Below are 18,092 nucleotides of genomic sequence, written 5' to 3' on the forward strand. Positions count from 1 at the left end.
ACGAATGACCCGCTTTCAGCAAACCAGATTATTGGATGATGATTTTAAAAGTTTGTATACCTGTTTGCGTATCCACGCGCACCAGGTAAATTCCTGTAGATACTGTTGGTATTGTCAGCTGCGCTCGGTTATTACCTGCTGCCAGTGATACAGTCCGGCCAACAAGGGCCTTTCCACTCATGTCATAGAGTGTTATTCTTGCGACGGTTGATGTTTTACTAGAAAGCTGAATAACCAGTTTTTCCTGCTGATGTACAGGATTGGGAAAAACTGTTAACAGCGATATTGACTGTTCTGCAGAATCTTTTGCAGTCACTAATTTACTCGTCGCTACAGTGTTCATTACCCTGGCTTCGGCGCAACCGGCTGTACCGGAGAGTTGGATGCCATTGACATAGGAGGCACTCATTAGTCTGCCGATATAGGAAGTAGACAACCCGGCTGTAGCCACTGTGTCAATGCTTCCATTATCCAACGGCCAATAAAGCACCAGGTTTGAGACGTTGGGATGACAATTTCCCAATACCTTGTCTTTCCAGCTCATTATCGTGGAATCTGCCAATGCCTGTGACCACACCCGCACTTCATCAACGGTTCCGTCCAGGTAAGTTGAAGAATTTGCCACCGTGGAGGAACCTGCCACAAAATCAACAGTCGTAGTAGCACTACTGGTCGGCATTGTAGCGGCAAAAGTGAGTGGTTGGGAAATTCCATTAATGAAAATCTTTAGCTTACCGGCATTGGAACTTTGCGTTCCATCAAATACCGCTGCAAGATGATACCACTGACCGGTAGTGACCGCTCCGGCAGCCGTATATCCATAGCTGGAGCCGTTTCCATTGGCCACAATCATGTATACCCGGCCATCTGTGTTTACAGTCAAAGTGGTTCTGGTAGTGTTGGTTGCATTTTTAGACACAATAGAATTCCACGCGCCGATCGTATTAAGGTTTACCCAGGCTTCCATGGTGAATTTGCTGGCACCATTCAGCTGGGTAACATTGCCTCCGTCAATAATGCCATTGTTTACCCGAACAGCCCCCGCACCGGTACAACTGCTGATATCCGATGCCTGTGAGCTGGCCAGGTAATAACCATTCGTAATGGTGCCTGTATAAGCAGTACCTAATCCGGCCTGCGCCTTTGATGACTGGGTGATGTCATCTAACGGCCAGTAAACTACCAGACTGCTAATATTGGGATGACAGTTTCCTAATTGTCTGTCCTTCCAACCTGCAATGGTTCCTGCCGGTAATGCATCCTTCCACACCCTGACTTCATCGATCATGCCATCTACATAAGTACCGGAAGCCGCAACAGTGGAAGATCCTGCCACAAAATCCACAGCGGTATTTGCCGCGGTTGAAGGCATGGTGGCTGCAAACGTAAGGGATTGAGATACCCCGTTTACATAAATTTTTACCTTGTCCCCGTTTGCACTTTGACTGCCATCAAAAACACCCGCTACATGGTACCATTTGCCGGTTGTGATTACACCGGCTGCTGTATAGCCATAACTGCTTCCATTTCCATTGGCAACAATCAGGTAAACCTTTCCATCTGCATTTACCGTCATCGTGGTCCTGGCCGTGTTGGTAGCGTTTTTGGATACGATAGAGTTCCAGGCGCCAATCGTATTGAATTTAACCCAGGCTTCCATCGTGAACTTCTGCGTACCATTGAGCTCCGTGACATTCCCTCCATCGATAATGCCTGCATTTACTTTTACCGCATTGGTGGTACCTGTGGCAGCTGCGGTCGCCGCATGTTTCCAATAAAACAGGTCTGCTTTACCACCTTCCAGCGTATCAGTCATATGGTAGTGCGTGGCACTATCATGTACCAATGACACCATTTCAACCACTCCATCACTTCTTCTGACGCGATACAGCGTATCTGGACTATTGGCGCCAAAGTCTATGGACAAGGTGATTTTTTGTATTGCCTGGTTGGCTTTACCAGCCGTTGTATCCGTGGTAAGGCCACTGGTGCCAAGCGCATGGCAGCAACCGTTGGATTTAACCAGGCCATTCATCAACATGAAATAACGGGTGTCGACAGCCGGCACCGGTGACATGGTTATTCCCGGTGTGTTGTTGATTCCATCCACGGGCCTAAAATACCCCAGTGCCACATCCCCTCTTAGCCCATTATTGGTACCTGCCACAAGGTTAACTGCTGTTACCGCTTTTACATAAGGGTCGGCTGATGCATCAAAAGCCGCAATGCCGGCTGGCATCGCGTTGGCCGCGGCCGTATCACCGGAAGTATGCAAGCCAGGTATGAAACGCACATCTGTAGTTTGCAGGCGCGATAAGTGAGGCGACAACTGCTTTAACTCCTTTCCCAGACTGGCATACTGCCAATACTGGGGTGTGGGAACTCCATTACTGGTCCAGAAAAAAGTGTTCATATCTTCGCGGATATAGCGAAATATATTTAGCCATTTGGCTCCCATCAACAGATAACTGTACATGCCAACATTGAACTCCGATTCGGAAGGAATATAACTGTACCGCACACCGTTCCAGGTACCCTGGTAGCCCTGCAGGTAAGCACCAAATAAAATAGGCGATTTGCCCGTTCCGTCCCAACCTTCCAGGGCTAGCTTCCTATATGTTACCATATCTCCCAGTATCACACCATACGAAGTACCGGGGCCAGGGGACCGGTTAATGTAAAAATTGTAGAAGTCATAGGTCATAATATCCGGGTGTGCCGTCTGCATGTAGCTACGCAATTGTGATTCCGACCATTGGTTGATATATTGATTGCTATGCACCAGTACATCCGGGTATTTGCTGTGGAAAATATTGAACCAGTTTTTCCAGTAAGTGACGTTGGTAGAACCATTGGCGTCCTCATCACCTATACAAACGGAATAACACTTGTCAACGTTGGCCGTTTGCAGAGAATTAAGTACTCCATTACTTTGCTCAAAGGCAGATGGCCCCCGAAGCGTGCCACTGTACTGGGAATGGCCATAGGTACGGGCAAGGCTCCAGTAAAGACCTGGATCCGCTTGATTGAGCGTGTAATTGTAGTAGGGAGGTTCGTAATAACTGGGTGCGGTGATCTGTGAATTCTGTAATTCTGTAAGCGAGGGGCTTCCACCACCTGTCGTTGGTTCAATATAGTTAGATACCCCCGGTTGTGTAAGCAGCGTGGCTAGTGTGCTGCCGGTAAACGCATTATCAGAGACAAATAAATAGAAGCCATGCATTTGCAATACGCAACAATCCGTACGATTCCAGATTACCACTGAATCGATCTGTACAGAACTGCCCAGATCTATTTGCCACCAGGGCTCCATCTCGGCATTGCCAGTAACGGTTTGCGCAATGGACCCGTTAGCCAGCACGCCATCGGTATTGCCATCAACCGCGCGGTCACTGGTAGTGGTGCTACTAGCTGTTGAAGATTGCGAGGTGCTTTTGCCTGGAGCAATATTATTACCCCCGCTAAAAACTTGTAATTCGGCCAGGTTCAGGTTCTCTGTAAAAGGCAGCTGCAGCCGCAGGTACCTGCCAGTCCTTCCTACCGAAAGTTTAAGATTGGTAAAACCACTTCCCATGGGATTGTGATCGGTATACAGCCAAGATTGCATTTGTATACCTTTTTGAATAATGACCTGGTTTTGATGGGTCATCGTTTGAGCGTGTAATAGACCGCTGGCCATTACCAGTAGTCCAAGCAATAGCCGGGATGGGCTATTGCCATGCCTGCCCTTCAAAGAGAAGCATTGTTTCATATTCTTTGTTTTTTGGTGTGAGATAAGGAGCTAAATCCCGCGAGGGCAATGCGCTATACACACAACCTTACCAGGGCCAGCAAGAGGCCTGGTAGGTATCCTGGAAAGAAAAATGCTTCGCGGAAAAAACGAATTGATGATAGAAAGGGGGGACATAGGATAGCAGTTGAGAAGCAAAGCAACTGCAGCAGGGCCATAGGCTAGCCACAGTTGCTATCAGGGATTAATGTTACTGCCATCCGGGATTCTGGGTCAGGCTTTTATTGAGTTGAAGCTGATCCAGGGGTATAGGAGATAAGTAATCACGGTTCACATTAAAATGGAAACCGCCTGCTAATGGGGCAATGTTTTGATAGATTTCAATGTAACCAGCAGCATCTACCGGGTACTTAGCCAATGCAGAAGCGGCTGCTAAGGTGGTGAACTGGGCCTTTTTCGCGCCCTTTGGCTTCCAACCCACCAATACTTTGTCAGCAGCTGCCCACCGGTTGATATCATCGTGCCTGAAACCTTCGCATGCCAATTCCACTCTTCGTTCACGGCGTACCTCATTGATAATCCCACTCAGTGTCGGAAAGGTCCATTTGGGGTCTGTGATAATACCTGCCAGGTTGAGGTTGGGCATAGCAACCCGCTGGCGCAACTTATTAATACTCTTGTCCAGGTCTGCCTGGGAAATCGTACCCAGTTCAGCCTTTGCCTCAGCGTAGTTAAGCAGCACTTCTGCGTAGCGATACAGAATTAATCCCGTAATGCCAACGTCTTGTGCGTATTGCTGGTAGTAATCCGGATTATGTCCTTTGTACGTTTGATAACCTGTTGGGCAACTTGCTGTGCCGCCGCCATCTAATTCCGGTACCGTAAATAACGTAACAGCACCACTCGGAGCGTTGTTGGTGATAATGTGTTTACCATCCGGCACATAGATCGTCTGGGCCAGGCGCGGGTCACGGTTGGTTACAACCATTGTCAGGGAATCATCTCCTTTATACAGTGCGCTACGGGAAATAGGTTGCCCATCAACGCACAGGTAACTGTCCACCAAGTCCTTCGTAACACCACGGGCAGCACCAGCCAACGTGTACCGCGCCCAGTTCTGTGTGATAATACCTACCTGGTAACGGCGCCAGAACATGACTTCCTTACTGCTGCTAAAATCCGTCTGGTTAAAAAGATTCCAATAGCCATTGGCAGCGCCCACATTGTCAAGGGAAAATACGCCTGCGTCAATTAACGTACCGGCCACCTGTGCAGCCTTGTTTAAATATTTGCTGCCATCTGATCCTGCCACGCCAAAGGGAGTACCGGCATGATATTTTTCCCAGGTACCCTCGTACAGGGCAACCCGTGACGCTAAGGCCATAGCAAGTTCTTTGTACACGCGGGAAGTAGCCGCTTTTGACTTCGCAGGTAAATAGCTGATCGCGCTATCCAGGTCAGCAATGATCGAATCAGCAATAATTGTCCGGCTAACCCTGGCCGCATACAAGGCCGGATCATCCAATTGCAAAACCGGTTGATTTATCCATGGCAAATCGCCAAAGGTTTTGAGCATATTGAAATAAAACTGCGCGCGGAAAAACCTGGCTTCACCCACGTAGGGGGCAACGCTGGTCCAGGGTGCACTTACCCGGCTGTAATGGGTCAGCAAATAATTGATATTACGCAGGCTGGTCCACGTCCATCCACCACCGGAAGGCGGCACCACCGCTTCACCGTTCATAGTGGTATTGTATCCATCCCCCTGTATCTGGTTATCACTGCCCTGGTCTGCATCCAGGCCATAGATCCCAATGGTACCGTAGCCGGTATAAGAAGGAAACTCTGTATTGTAAAAGTTATTGCAGTATAACTGCAGGTCATTGGGTGACTTCCAGAACTCCGCGTCACTTACATTAGACAACGGCGCTCTTTCCAAAAAATCTTTTTTACAGGACGTTAGCGCCAGCGCCAGTGCACCGTAAAACAGTATATTGAGTTTTTTCATAAAATCGTATTTCAAGCATTAAAAGGTTACGTTAACGCCACAGGAAAAGGACCTTTGCAGCGGATAAATCTTACCGTCGCTGATAGATAGTTCCGGATCCATGGTCTTAATCAGCCTGGTAAATGTTGCCAGGTTTTCCACGCCGGCAAAAATGCGCGCCCGTTTGATGTAAGCCGCAGAAGAAAGCCTGATCGGCAGCGTATAACCCAACTGCACATTTTTGATGCGCAGATATGCCGCATTCTGTAAATAGCGGTCTGTAACCTGCTGGTTTTTGGCAATCTCAGTATTCATATATGGCCTTGCGAAATACCCGCTGGGATGATAAGTGGTCCAGGTATTGTTGATCTGCGCGGTAAAAGGCGAACTTTGAAACTCACTACTCTGCATACCCCAGAAATAATTGGAGTTGATAAACGCATCTCGCTTGGCGACACCTTGCGCAAAGGCATTGAAATCAAAATTTTTCCAGTTCAGATCAATACCAAAGCCAAACTGGTAGCGTGGCGTATTGTTGCCAATTACATGCATGTCACCGGAATTGGTAGCTGTGTTGGCTCCATAGTCAATTCGGCCACTCTTGTCGCGGTCAATGTAATGTACATCCCCTTCCTGCCAGCGGCCTGTCCAGAACTGTGCTGGTAAAGCCTGGCCCAGGTTCTTGTTATTGTAAAGCCCGTCAGAACTATAGCCCCAGATCTCGCCCATTTTTTGGCCGGCATACCAGGTGGACAGCAGTTTAGTGGGATTGGGGTACTTCACCACTTTGCCGGTGTAGTCAGATAAGGTGGCCCTGATGCCATATCCTACTTTTCCAATGTGATCACGCCACTGAACTGTAACTTCATAACCTTTGGTCTGAATGGTGGTGTTGTTGGCTTGCGGTACGCCCGTACCCAACACAGCCGGCAGTACCACGGAAGGACCAGCAAAATCTTTTGCATTGCGCACATACCAGTCGTACCGTACGTTCAACCGGTGATTGAGCAAACTGGCGTCCAAACCCAAATCATAAGAAGTGGTTGTTACCCAGGTCAGCTCATTGTTTACCAGCGGGGGCAGACCTACCGAAGCCTGTTGGCTGGTGCCAAACAGCCAGTTATTGCTGGTCGGTGCCGAAGTAGCTAAACTGGGATAGAACGGATACCAGGTAGACACACTGGCCACCCCCAGGAAACTTTGGTCGCCCTGGCTACCATAAGAACCACGGATCTTCAACGCATCGATAGTCTTTGCCACACCACCTTTCCAAAAGCCCTCTTTGTCTATATTCCAACCAGCCGAAACACCCGGGTAGAACTTCCAGCGTACATCCTTTAAAAAACGTGAAGTGCCATCATAACGGCCATTGAACTCTACCAGGTACTTTTCTTTGAAGTTGTAATTGAAACGACCAAAATACCCCTGTACTGCAAGCTCCCTGTTTTCATCACTGATCGTTGCCGTAGGATTGTAGGTAGTATTCAGCGAAGGAATGTCATCAGAGTAAAGATTATTGTTGCTGGCGCCAAAAGCAGTATAAGTTGTCAGTTCGCGCACAAAACCAGCCAGCAGTTTCATGTTGTGATTGCCAAAGCTTTTTTCGTAAGAAGAATAAAGGTTGGCAATGGTATGTTCATTACGGTTGCTGTTCCGGCTAAAACTATTGGGAGTTGATCCGCTCATGGGAGACAAGGTGCCGCTGGGCAGCTTGGTGTAAAGCGTCTTTACCTGGCTGCTTTGGTTGTTAAAGATGCCATCAAAAGTGTAATTGCTTACGATCTCCCAACCCTTAGCGGGTTTTAAGTTCACCTCACCGGTAACGATCGCATCATCTTCTGTTTGAATCACCCGGCCACCATTTTTCATCAATAAAATGTCACCGGGGTCAGAATAGCCGCCGTCAGGGTTTTTCAATGCAACGTTGGGAAACTTACGTGCTATCTGGTGCATGTAGTTACCACCTGTTCTGCCCGCATAGGTATTGGGTGTATTATTGATGGAGCGGGCCAGCATACTGCGCAGGCCAATCGTCATCCAGTTGGTCACGGTACTACTCAGGTTAGCACGTACACTGTAGCGTTTATAATCGTCATTGCCGTAGTTGTACAGACCACTGTGGTCATTGTAACCCAGCCCCACATAATAAGTGGAGTTATTGCCGCCGCCATTAATGCCCAGGTTGTGCTGTTGGCTGGTAGCGAAATCTTTGAAATACACTTTAAACCAATCGTGGTTAGCATTTCCCTCAAACCAGGATCCCCATGCATCCGCACCTGTCTTGGTAGGCACTGTTTCTGTTGAGATTTTGCCAGACTGGTAATCTTTCATGCGCTGGATTACATCATCGGTAAAAGCCAGTCCACGTCCTGCATTGGTGAACGCCTCATTGTAAATCTTTGCAAAGTCCAATGAGTTGACCATTTTAGGCAAACCGATAGGTTGCGCAAAAGCAATGTTATTGGTATAGGTGATGCTTGGTGGTGCATTCTTCCTGCCTTTTTTGGTATTGATCAGGATCACACCATAAGGAGCGCTGGAACCGTAAATGGCAGCAGATGCAGCATCTTTCAATACCGAAATGCTTTCTACGTCTGCCGGATTTACCGAGTTGATATCACCGCCCTGCACCCCATCGATTACCACCAACGGCCCACCCGTTACACCCAAACCAGTATAGCCACGAATGTTAATGGTTTGTGTAGCGTTGGGAGCTCCGCCTGCCGTGGTGGTTACCACATTCAGGCCGGCAATCTCACCCTGTAAGCCTTGCGCAATACGGGTAATTGGCCGGTCGGCCATGACTTTCCCTGACACCTGGTCTACCGCACCGGTGAGGTTAACCTGCTTCTGACTGCCATAACCCACTACTACCACTTCATCAAGCGCCTTGGTAGCAGACTGGATATGAACAGGCGCCATCGCCGCGCTTATTACTGTGGCAATTTGCTCCTGATAGCCTACTTTGCTAAAGGACAGCACATCGCCCTGCCGGGCATCGATTTTAAAGTTCCCTGTTGCATCAGTAACCGTACCTTTCTTGTTGCGGCTATTAAAAACAGAAACAGCATCTACCGCGTGGCCTTCACCGTCCAGTACCTGGCCAGTAGTCGTAAAAGTTTCAGCAGAGGAATTTTTTTGGGCGCAAAGCCGGCCGGAGGTAAAAATAACCAGCAAATATGCCAGGATCATTTTACTAAGCAGCCGCCCTACACCGAAAAGCTGACATCCGGAAAAGCTCTTTTTTCGCATAAACGTTTTCTTTAGAGTTGGTGAGACGAAGGGAAATGAAATTGATTTAAGCGAAATTATATTTCCTTTTAGGAAAATATCAGCATCCAACATTAACAAATCTTTATCTGTAAGACATATTTTTAAGATTCCTGTGTAATAAAATTGAAGCAAACGTTTGCGTAAAATTGTTTACAAGTATGTGTTTTCAAAACAATTCCGCCCAACCATGCAGTTTGTTTGTGATACTGCATTGTCGGGCGGACTTAAAAAAAGTGAAACACCAGGTATGGGCTAAGCGGTGGCCGTTGCTGTAATTACCAGTGGCAGTAGTTCCAGCAGATTGTCAATTACCGCAGCCGGGCTGGCACTTAAAAGTTGTTGTCTTGTCTGAGCACCGGTTGTGATACCCACATTAACCAGGCAACCCGCATTTATCCCTTCCGCAATATCAATAGCGGAATCACCCACCTTGGCAACCAGCGTAGCGTCCGGAACACCCAGTTGTTCCATGGCGAACCAGATCATATCCGGATGAGGCCTGTTGCGGGGCACATCGGTGGCCGTTACCAAGGCATCTATATCCCGGCCTACCTGCCAGCCAATTTTAGTGATCAATGATTCGGCTACCGGCCGACTGTAGCCCGTGTTAAGAACAACAAAGATCTTTCGCTCTTTTAAAGCCTGAAATAATTGGCCGGCACCCGGTTGCTCCTTGATTGGCATGGTGCGGTAAGCCTCATCAAGACTGGCTGCAAAGTTTTTAAATATTACCTGGGCCAGGGCTTCGTCCTGAACACCCTTAAGCGCTAACACATCTTTAATTGCCTGCAGCTTTTCCTTTCCCGCACCGGCTTCCAACACTTCCTCCAACGTAAAATCATATCCTTGTTCATTAATTGCCCGCTGCACGGTTTTATACACCACGTTATCTTCATCAACAGTGGTACCTGCCATATCGAAAACGACCATCTTGATCATAGTAATTTAGTTTTTATAATGGATGATTAAATAGCGGTCGGTTGTGGGGTTGCCGCCCTGGCATTGACCTGGTTGGTAAGCAGGATGGTAACCGCACTTAACAGGGCAATGCCAGCAACTGTAATAAAGATGATGGATTTGCTGGCCGTTAAATCAATGAGCTTGCCCATCAAAGGTTCGCCCAGTGCTGCAAACGCATAAGCGCACATGTTCATAACCCCGGTTCCTGTGCCCACGTAAGCATGGCCCAGTAACTCAGGCGACAAAGGCCAGAAATTGGCCTGCGGCCCGTAAGAAAAAAAACCTGCACAAAAAACAAGTACGCCAACCAACAGCGGTTGCCTTACTGGCAGCAAGTACAAAATCAGGGAAACAACTGCGCAGCAACTCATTCCCAGGGTGATGGATTTAATACGGTCTGACTTAAAAAGTTGATCAGAAATAAAACCAAAGCTAAAAGCCCCGATGGCCATACCGGTAGGCAGCAGCAATGTAATCCAGAGACCCCATTGCGCATTCGCCGAACTGCTTTGGAAAAACAATGGCACCCAAAAAATCAAACCATAGCGGGCCATACTCTGAAAGCCCAATGAAAGGCAGACCACCAAGAATCGCTTATTGGAAAGTACCGTTTGGTAAGAGTGTCGCCAATCCAATGCAATACCTTCATTGTTTCCGGTATGATCGGGCAATCCAATGTCCGATGGCTTGTTGCGTACCAGGAAGAAAAAAATCACCACTGCGCCCGCCAGGAACAATACCGGAATGCGAAACAGGTTGCGCCATCCCTCATGTACCAGCATGATAGAAAACAAATAGGTAATGATGGACGAAGTTCCCGCAGCCATCGTATAAAATCCAAAGGCTAGTCCCCGGCTTCTTTTATCCCCCCACCAATTAGAAATGATTCGGCTGCCAGCCGCCCAGGCCATGGATTGAAAATAACCATTTAGGGTCCAAAGAACCAGGATCGTAATAAAAGAATTGGAGAAGCTGATGAGTATATTTGCACCAACCGATAACAGCCCTCCGGTGGCAATCATATGTTTTGGGCTAAGCCGGTCGGCGAGGTTGCCGTTGATCAATTGCCCGGCAGCATAGCCTATCAACATGGCAAAACTGATCCAGCCAACCTTTTCGTAAGAGATCTGTAAAGTAGCCGCCAGCTGCTTTGCTGCCCAACCGAAATTGTGGCGCCCTGTGTAAAAGAACAGGTAGCAAAACATCGTCAGCAAAAGCATTTTCCAACGTTGCCGGTTAAAAGTGTGAGACTTGTTCATTTTTTTATCAATATTGCTTTTGCGAGCAGTAAGCAGGCATAAAACTAGTTTCTTTTAACGAAATTATTTTTCTTTTCAGTAAAAACGCAAGAACTTTAGTTTAAGTAATTATTAATTATGGAAGAATCAGTTGGACAGGGACAACTTGTTTATTATAAAATCGGCGGCCTTATCAGGAAATACCGTAAGGAAAAGGATATGAAACTGCTGGATCTTTCAGCCCTTACCGGCATCAAGTCGGCTATGCTCTCCAAAATTGAGAATGGTCGCATCATCCCTACCATTCCCACTTTATTTACCATTATTAACAAGCTGGGAATCCGGCCAGAAACATTTTTCGCCCAGCTTAATGCAGACAATGCCTTTCCAGGGTATTTTTTCCTTCCAAAGGAGGGTTTCGCGGCCTACGAAAAGGAAGAAGGGGCTATCGGCTTCCAATACCAGTCTATTTTGGAATACAACAACGATGGAGGAGCCTTTCAGATATCCCTGCTTACGCTTTTTCCAGGTTCAAACCGTACGCAGGTAACCACCGCAGCCTATGAATTTATTTATGTACTGGAAGGCACCCTCCAGTATCAATTGGAAGACAAAACATTCGATCTTACTCCCGGAGATGCGCTTTTCTTTGATGGCAATATTGCGCATACCCCCATCAATTATAAGAATATGATGGTCCGCCTCCTGGTCTTTTACCTGTTTGCAGATCAGAACAAGTAATGAATGACTTAGAAATAAAATTTCCTAAAAGGAAATTTTATTATGTTTGTAGGAATTATTTTCTTCAAACTTATGAATCATTATAACCCTGCCATCGGTCCCGGCAACCTCATTTTGTTCGAGGGCCCGGGCAAGGACTTTATTTTAAGAAAGTTCCCGGTTCGTGATCTGGCACCAGGGGAAATCCTGGTAAAAAATCTTTACACCACCATTTGTGGCAGCGATCTGCATACCTATTGCGGTCTGCGTCACGAGCCTTCGCCCACCGTACTGGGGCACGAAATCGTCGGCGAAATCCTGGCCATAGCACCCACTCATGCGGGTACAGACCTTAAAGGGCAGCCTATCAAGCCAGGAGATCGTATTACCTGGTCGATCTTTGCCAGCAATCCTGATTCTGAGCTTGCAAGGGCTGGTATGCCTCAAAAAAGCGATCACCTGTTTAAATATGGACATGCCCTGGCCAGTGAGCCAGAAGTATTTCACGGCGGTCTGGGCGACTATTGCATTTTAAAGCCGCACACGGCCCTTTTAAAGCTACCGCAAGATCTTCCCATGGAAGTTGCCGCTACCCTCAATTGTTCGGTGGCCACTGTAGCGGGCGCCCTGAGAATGGCAGGTACAATAGCCGGAAAAAATGTACTCATTACCGGTATGGGGCACCTGGGTATTACCTGCGCCGCGATGTGTCGGCAGGCCGGGGCCAATTGGATTGCCGCCGCTGATATCTCTGAAAAAAGACTGGAAGAAGCAATCACTTTTGGCACAGATGCTATCTTCGATCTCACCAATGGCGACGAGACAGCGCTTCACTACTTACGCACCCAGCTTCCGGACGGAGGCGTAGATATTGTCTTTGACATGAGTGGCTCTGCATCTGCCATGCAAACCGGCCTGCAGGCGCTTGCCGTTGGCGGAATAGCAGTCTGGATCGGTGCAGTTTTTCCCTCAGCTGGTCTTACCGTGGATCCGGAGCAGATTATACGCCGTTTACTTACTATACGCGGTCTGCATAATTACAACTATGACGATTTGATATATGCTTTCGATTTTATGATAGCGCACTGGCAACGTTACCCATTTCGGGAAGCTATTGAAAAAGAATTTTCCCTTTCACAAGCCCAGCAGGCTTTTGCTTACGCGGTAGCCCATAAGCCACTGCGCGTAGGTATCCGTATCTAACACCTAAGTAATTTACCATCGCATGAAACGTTATCTGTATACCACCCTCCTGACCGCCGGCCTTGCCCTATTGGCCATGCAGACTTACAGCCAGAAAATACAGCGTGTTATTGTACTTGGACTGGACGGTTTCAGTGTCCCTGGTTTTAAGGCTGCACGCCATCCACATATCGACAGTCTTTTTGCAAATGGGGCAATTTCCCTTACAACCAGGCCTGTCATGCCCTCGGTTACATTGCCTAACTGGACCAGCCACTTAACGGGTTCCGGGCCAGAAGAACATGGCGTAACAGCCAATGACTGGTTGCTGGACAAACATCCATTGCAACCCATCGCGCAGGATGCAGATGGTTATTATCCTTCCATCTTTAAAGTGCTCAAAGAGCAGGTAAAGAATGTACAGATCGGCTATTATTATAATTGGAAAGAGTTGATCAACTCGATGAATAGAAAGTATATAGATGAAGCCTCTTTTGAAGACAGCGACCGGTTTGCCGGCAACTATCAAAAGGCGGTCAATTTTGTTGTGCAGCATAAGGCGCAGCCTACTTTTGTATTCTTATACAGCGTGCACACAGATCATGCCGGCCATAAATATCATTGGATGTCGCCGGAATATATAGCAGCCATCGAACATGCAGATAGTGCAATAGGCGCATTTGTCAACGAATTGAAAGCGCAACGGACTTTTGAGGGAACGCATTTTTTACTCATTACCGATCACGGTGGCAATCCCGTTACCGGCCATGGCGGCGTTTCTATGGATGAAATGCAGGTGCCATGGGCTGTAACCGGGCCAAAGATTAAAACAGTTGGTGTGGTTGATACCTACAATAGTAATAAAAACACCGCCCTGGTAATAGCAAAGATATTCGGTGTTTCACAATTGCCATCTTGCTGGACTGGAGTTGTTCCCACAGGCATTTTTAAATAGCCCATATGCTAAGAAATTGGTACCTCTCCTGTGTTTTAGCCGCCATGGCCGCGGGGTCTGCGCTTGCGCAAACCGGCACTGGCTTTAAGTTGTACAACCCGGCTATTGCCACCTTTCCGGTAGTAGGGGGCAGGGAATGGCATACCGGTCTCGCTTCTTTTTTCGATCGGTTACCCCAGCGCATATCAGATAGCCTGCGCAGGCCCGTTTGGGACCTTTCACACAATTCCGCCGGGGAATACATTGATTTTACAACGGATGCGACCACTATCGATGTTTCGTATAAGGTAACGCATAAAACCATACTGGCCAATTTAACAACCATTGCGGCTAATGGTGTTGATCTCTACCTGCAGGATGTATCCGGGGTATGGTATTGGATACAGGGCGCCTGGGCATTTAGTAGCGACACGATCCATTTTCGATATGATCATATTCAAAGACCCGGCGCAGTGAAGCGTTTCCGGCTTTATCTTCCCTTGTATAGTAGTCCTGAGTGGCTCAATATTGGCGTGCCTTCTGTTAATTCGTTTTCTTTTGTGCCAGTGGATATTCGCCAACGGCCAATTGTGATCTATGGCACATCCATTCTGCAGGGCGCCAGCGCAAGCCGCCCCGGACTGGCCTGGTCGAATATGCTAGGCCGGCATCTGTCCTTACCCATTATCAACCTTGGATTTTCAGGTAATGGCCAGCTTGAAGTACCTGTTACCGGTCTTATAGCCACTATTGAAGCCTCTGCGTATATACTGGACTGCTTGCCCAATCTCTACGACGCTGAGAAATTTTCAGATACAGAGGTCAACCGTCGAATAACATTAGCTGTGGCTATGCTTCGTCGCGCACATCCGGCGACGCCCATTGTACTCACCGAACATGCCGATGGTCTAAGTAGCATTACACTTGATAGCACTTACCGTGCAAAATATAAACGCGTAAATACCATTTTAGACAGCACATTTACTGCCTTGGTTCGGCAGGGGTATAAAAGATTGTATCTGCTGACAGCTAAACAGATCGGCTTCACCGACAACAGCACAATCGATGGTACACATCCAGGAGATATCGGCATGGCAGCATATGCAAAAGCTTATGAAAAACTTCTAAAGGCAATACTCAGGCATTAGCCCAAAGCTGTTTGCCTTGTATCGTCGATCGTTGCCATAGTTTGGGTTGCAATTTCAATTGCTGAATGCCAGCATTTTTAGGAGTGAATGATGATTAGACCTTAACAGTTGACATCGCACAAAGCATTTTTAGAAAACAACGGGTGATTGTTGATGATGATGGATGGGTTTGGAGAAAACCGGCTTTTTGTGTAAAAAACCATGTATTTACTTCAAAAAATAGCACTGCCCGGCATATTTAAGCGTTTTTTTACAGTCAAAGCCCTAACTTTGCAGCCCGTTTAACTGATCGCAGACCCATTTGGACAGGCCCTGCTATAAGTTGAACAATAATTAAGTTCATTATCAATTAATTAAATACAACATGGCTACCATTACTCGTGAGAATATCGGTTTGCTGAACGACAAGCTGACTGTTAAAGTAGCAAAAGAAGATTATTTACCGGCTTTTGAGCAGAGCCTGAAAAAATATGCCAAAACAGCCAATATCCCCGGCTTCCGTAAAGGCATGGTACCTGCCGGACTGGTGAAAAAAATGTATGGCCAGAGCGTTTTTACCGATGAAATTCTGCGTACAGTTGAAAAACAACTGAATGATTATATGGTGCAGGAAAAACTGGACATTTTCGCCCAGCCCCTGCCGTTAGACAACGATGCTTCACAGCTCGATGTAAACAAAGCAATTGATTATTCTTTCCATTTTGAAATTGGCCTGAAACCTGAATTCAATGTTGATGTAAACGACATCAAGGTTACCCGTTATAAAATCAACGTAACCGAAGAAATGATCAACGATGAAATCGGCCGCCTGCAGATCCGCCATGGCAAAATGAGCGAGCCTGAAACCGTGACTTCTGAAGACAGCGTGGTGAACGTTGAATTTATTGAAGTTGACGCAGCCGGCAATACCATTGAAGGCGGTATCACCAAATCAAACTCGCTCCTCGTTAAATACTTTACTGAAGCAGTTCGCCAGGAACTGATGGGTAAAAAGAAAGATGATACCATTACCATCCAGCTGAGCAAGGCTTTTGAAGAAAAAGAAAGGGAATGGGTACTGAACGACCTGGGCCTGAGCAAAGACAGCGCTGCTGATGCAGACAAATTCTTCCAACTGCTGATCACCAAAGTAGGTTTTGTAGAAAAAGCTGAAATGACCGAAGAATTCTTTGAAACAGTTTACCCTGCACGCGGTATCAAAACCGAAGAAGAATTTAAAAACGCGGTAAAAGTAGAAATCGAGAACTACTACAACCAGCAGTCAAGCAGCCAGGTGCAGGACCAGATTTATCACCACCTGATTGATCATACCAACATGGAATTTCCTGCCGAGTTTCTGAAACGCTGGTTACAGAACGGTGGTGAAAAACCAAAATCTGCCGAAGAGGCAGCTACCGAATACCCCAATTTCGTTAACCAGCTGAAATGGACCCTCATTACCAGCAAACTTACCAGCGACTACCAGGTAGCTGTTGAGCCAGACGAGATCAAAGAATTTGCGAAACAGCAGATTATGGGTTATATGGGTGGCCAGAGCGTGGACGACGCTCCGTGGATGGATGAATACGCCAACCGCATGATGAAAGACCAGAAATTCGTAGAAAACACTTACTACCAGCTGCAAACCAGCAAACTGTTCCAGGCACTGGAAAGTAAAGTAAGCGCTACCGAAGAAAGCATCAGCGCAGAGGCGTTTGCAGAAAAACTGCATCACCACCACCACTAATCAGCACATTGATTCGTGTTATATACACAAAGGCCGGTTGAGTATTCAACCGGCTTTTTCTATTTTCGCCCTGCACAATCAAAACCACTTTGTATGCAAGAATTAGTGAACCGTTTAATGGCGCAGGGTTTAACCGAAGAACAGGCTTATAAAGCCATCGACGTGATTAAAGACTTCACCAAAGAGAAATTCCCCCTGTTTTCAGGCGCAATCGACAAACTGTTCAGTAAATACGGCCCGAAAGACGATGAGGAGGACATTATGCCTTAATCCGGTGCAATAAACAGGTGGTTAGCCTGCCCTTTTGGCGTATTCGCCTGTTTGCATGGTATTTGGGAATAAACAAAACGCAGCATTTTAAACCAACAAAGGGTTAGGGTTGTTCCCCTACTTCTTCGTTTTAAAATATGCAAAACACTTATCTTCATTATTCTAAATAACAGACTATGGATTTTGGAAAGGAATTTCAGAAATACGCAGTAGGCCATCACGGCATCAGCAGTGCAACCCTGCACAACTATACCAATCACATCACCAATTTAACGCCATACATTATTGAAGAACGCCCCCTGAACGTTGCCAGCATGGACGTGTTCAGCCGTTTAATGATGGATCGCATTATCTTCCTGGGTGAAGGTATTAATGACTATGTAGGTAACATTGTTACCGCCCAGCTGCTGTTTTTAGACAGTACCGACAGAACAAGAGACATCCAGATGTACATCAACAGCCCGGGGGGCAGTGTATATGCCGGTTTAGGCATTTACGATACCATGCAGTTTGTTAGCCCCGACGTGTCTACCATTTGTACCGGTATTGCAGCAAGCATGGGTGCAGTGTTAATGTGCGCAGGTGTTAAAGGCAAACGCAGCGCGCTGAAACATGCACGCATCATGATTCACCAGCCAAGCGGCGCTATCGGCGGCCAGGCTTCTGATATCAAGATCACCGCCAACGAAATCAAAAAAATGCGCAACGAACTCGACGAAGTAATCGCATTCCATACCGGCAAAGATGCAGCTACCGTTGCAGCCGACAGGGACCGCGACTTCTGGATGACAGCCACCGAAGCCAAGGAATATGGCCTGGTAGATGAAGTGCTGCTCACCAACCCGCGCAAGGAAAAGAAATAACCGCACACCACAAACGTGCTTCGTTACAACTTCTGTTCACTGCTGCCCACGGGCAGTACAA

The 18,092-nt window shown here is 47.2% G+C and carries 12 protein-coding genes; 7 read left to right on the forward strand and 5 right to left on the reverse strand.

Translation table 11 applies throughout. The annotated features are described in order from the left end of the window. Positions 1 to 28: 28 nt before the first annotated feature. The 5 genes from DXN05_RS01985 to DXN05_RS02005 form a co-directional block, all read right to left on the reverse strand. Entirely contained in the window at positions 29 to 3,607 is a 3,579-nt protein-coding gene (locus DXN05_RS01985) for a LamG-like jellyroll fold domain-containing protein (RefSeq protein WP_158559099.1), read from the reverse strand. A gap of 373 nt (positions 3,608 to 3,980) precedes the next feature. Next, positions 3,981 to 5,738 carry a RagB/SusD family nutrient uptake outer membrane protein gene (locus tag DXN05_RS01990; RefSeq protein ID WP_116845529.1) on the reverse strand — a complete coding sequence of 586 codons (1,758 nt, stop codon included), beginning with the start codon at positions 5,736 to 5,738 and terminating at the stop codon, positions 3,981 to 3,983. 18 nt (positions 5,739 to 5,756) lie between these two features. Continuing rightward, complete coding sequence (locus DXN05_RS01995) at positions 5,757 to 8,909, reverse strand: SusC/RagA family TonB-linked outer membrane protein (protein WP_158559100.1); 3,153 nt, start codon at positions 8,907 to 8,909, stop codon at positions 5,757 to 5,759. 333 nt (positions 8,910 to 9,242) lie between these two features. Then, positions 9,243 to 9,929 (reverse strand): phosphonatase-like hydrolase, encoded by a 687-nt coding sequence (locus DXN05_RS02000; RefSeq protein WP_116845531.1) that lies wholly within the window; start codon positions 9,927 to 9,929, stop codon positions 9,243 to 9,245. Between the two features lie 26 nt (positions 9,930 to 9,955). Continuing rightward, complete coding sequence (locus tag DXN05_RS02005; RefSeq protein ID WP_211329958.1) at positions 9,956 to 11,209, reverse strand: MFS transporter; 1,254 nt, start codon at positions 11,207 to 11,209, stop codon at positions 9,956 to 9,958. Between the two features lie 117 nt (positions 11,210 to 11,326). Between DXN05_RS02005 and DXN05_RS02010 the strand changes: the two genes are divergently transcribed. The 7 genes from DXN05_RS02010 to DXN05_RS02035 all read left to right on the forward strand — a co-directional run bounded on the left by DXN05_RS02010 (position 11,327) and on the right by DXN05_RS02035 (position 18,031). After that, complete coding sequence (locus DXN05_RS02010) at positions 11,327 to 11,929, forward strand: helix-turn-helix domain-containing protein (RefSeq protein ID WP_116845533.1); 603 nt, start codon at positions 11,327 to 11,329, stop codon at positions 11,927 to 11,929. A gap of 42 nt (positions 11,930 to 11,971) precedes the next feature. Beyond that, positions 11,972 to 13,111: a zinc-binding dehydrogenase gene (locus tag DXN05_RS02015; protein WP_211329959.1), complete on the forward strand. Its 1,140-nt coding sequence runs from the start codon at positions 11,972 to 11,974 to the stop codon at positions 13,109 to 13,111. Between the two features lie 22 nt (positions 13,112 to 13,133). After that, a complete protein-coding gene (locus DXN05_RS02020) occupies positions 13,134 to 14,045 on the forward strand; it encodes an alkaline phosphatase family protein (protein WP_116845534.1) in 912 nt (303 codons plus the stop codon). Between the two features lie 5 nt (positions 14,046 to 14,050). Next, positions 14,051 to 15,172: an SGNH/GDSL hydrolase family protein gene (locus DXN05_RS02025; RefSeq protein ID WP_116845535.1), complete on the forward strand. Its 1,122-nt coding sequence runs from the start codon at positions 14,051 to 14,053 to the stop codon at positions 15,170 to 15,172. A 364-nt stretch (positions 15,173 to 15,536) separates the two neighbouring features. Beyond that, entirely contained in the window at positions 15,537 to 16,898 is a 1,362-nt protein-coding gene (gene tig, locus DXN05_RS02030) for a trigger factor (protein WP_116845536.1), read from the forward strand. Between the two features lie 93 nt (positions 16,899 to 16,991). Then, positions 16,992 to 17,168, forward strand: coding sequence for a hypothetical protein (locus DXN05_RS24825; protein ID WP_170148860.1), 177 nt, complete (start codon positions 16,992 to 16,994; stop codon positions 17,166 to 17,168). Between the two features lie 176 nt (positions 17,169 to 17,344). Continuing rightward, positions 17,345 to 18,031, forward strand: a complete 687-nt coding sequence (locus DXN05_RS02035) for a ClpP family protease (RefSeq protein WP_116845537.1) — start codon at positions 17,345 to 17,347, stop codon at positions 18,029 to 18,031. The last annotated feature ends 61 nt before the right edge of the window (positions 18,032 to 18,092 follow it).

Origin of the sequence: Deminuibacter soli, from assembly GCF_003412455.1 — a bacterium.
Taxonomy (GTDB): Bacteria; Bacteroidota; Bacteroidia; order Chitinophagales; family Chitinophagaceae; genus Deminuibacter; species Deminuibacter soli.

Coding starts and splice junctions, on each gene's coding strand:
- DXN05_RS01985 (WP_158559099.1), bottom strand. CDS start 3,607: ATGCAATCTTGGCTGTATACCGATCACAATCCCATGGGAAGTGGTTTT.
- DXN05_RS01990 (WP_116845529.1), bottom strand. CDS start 5,738: ATGAAAAAACTCAATATACTGTTTTACGGTGCACTGGCGCTGGCGCTA.
- DXN05_RS01995 (WP_158559100.1), bottom strand. CDS start 8,909: ATGATCCTGGCATATTTGCTGGTTATTTTTACCTCCGGCCGGCTTTGC.
- DXN05_RS02000 (WP_116845531.1), bottom strand. CDS start 9,929: ATGATCAAGATGGTCGTTTTCGATATGGCAGGTACCACTGTTGATGAA.
- DXN05_RS02005 (WP_211329958.1), bottom strand. CDS start 11,209: ATGAACAAGTCTCACACTTTTAACCGGCAACGTTGGAAAATGCTTTTG.
- DXN05_RS02010 (WP_116845533.1), top strand. CDS start 11,327: ATGGAAGAATCAGTTGGACAGGGACAACTTGTTTATTATAAAATCGGC.
- DXN05_RS02015 (WP_211329959.1), top strand. CDS start 11,972: ATGTTTGTAGGAATTATTTTCTTCAAACTTATGAATCATTATAACCCT.
- DXN05_RS02020 (WP_116845534.1), top strand. CDS start 13,134: ATGAAACGTTATCTGTATACCACCCTCCTGACCGCCGGCCTTGCCCTA.
- DXN05_RS02025 (WP_116845535.1), top strand. CDS start 14,051: ATGCTAAGAAATTGGTACCTCTCCTGTGTTTTAGCCGCCATGGCCGCG.
- tig (WP_116845536.1), top strand. CDS start 15,537: ATGGCTACCATTACTCGTGAGAATATCGGTTTGCTGAACGACAAGCTG.
- DXN05_RS24825 (WP_170148860.1), top strand. CDS start 16,992: ATGCAAGAATTAGTGAACCGTTTAATGGCGCAGGGTTTAACCGAAGAA.
- DXN05_RS02035 (WP_116845537.1), top strand. CDS start 17,345: ATGGATTTTGGAAAGGAATTTCAGAAATACGCAGTAGGCCATCACGGC.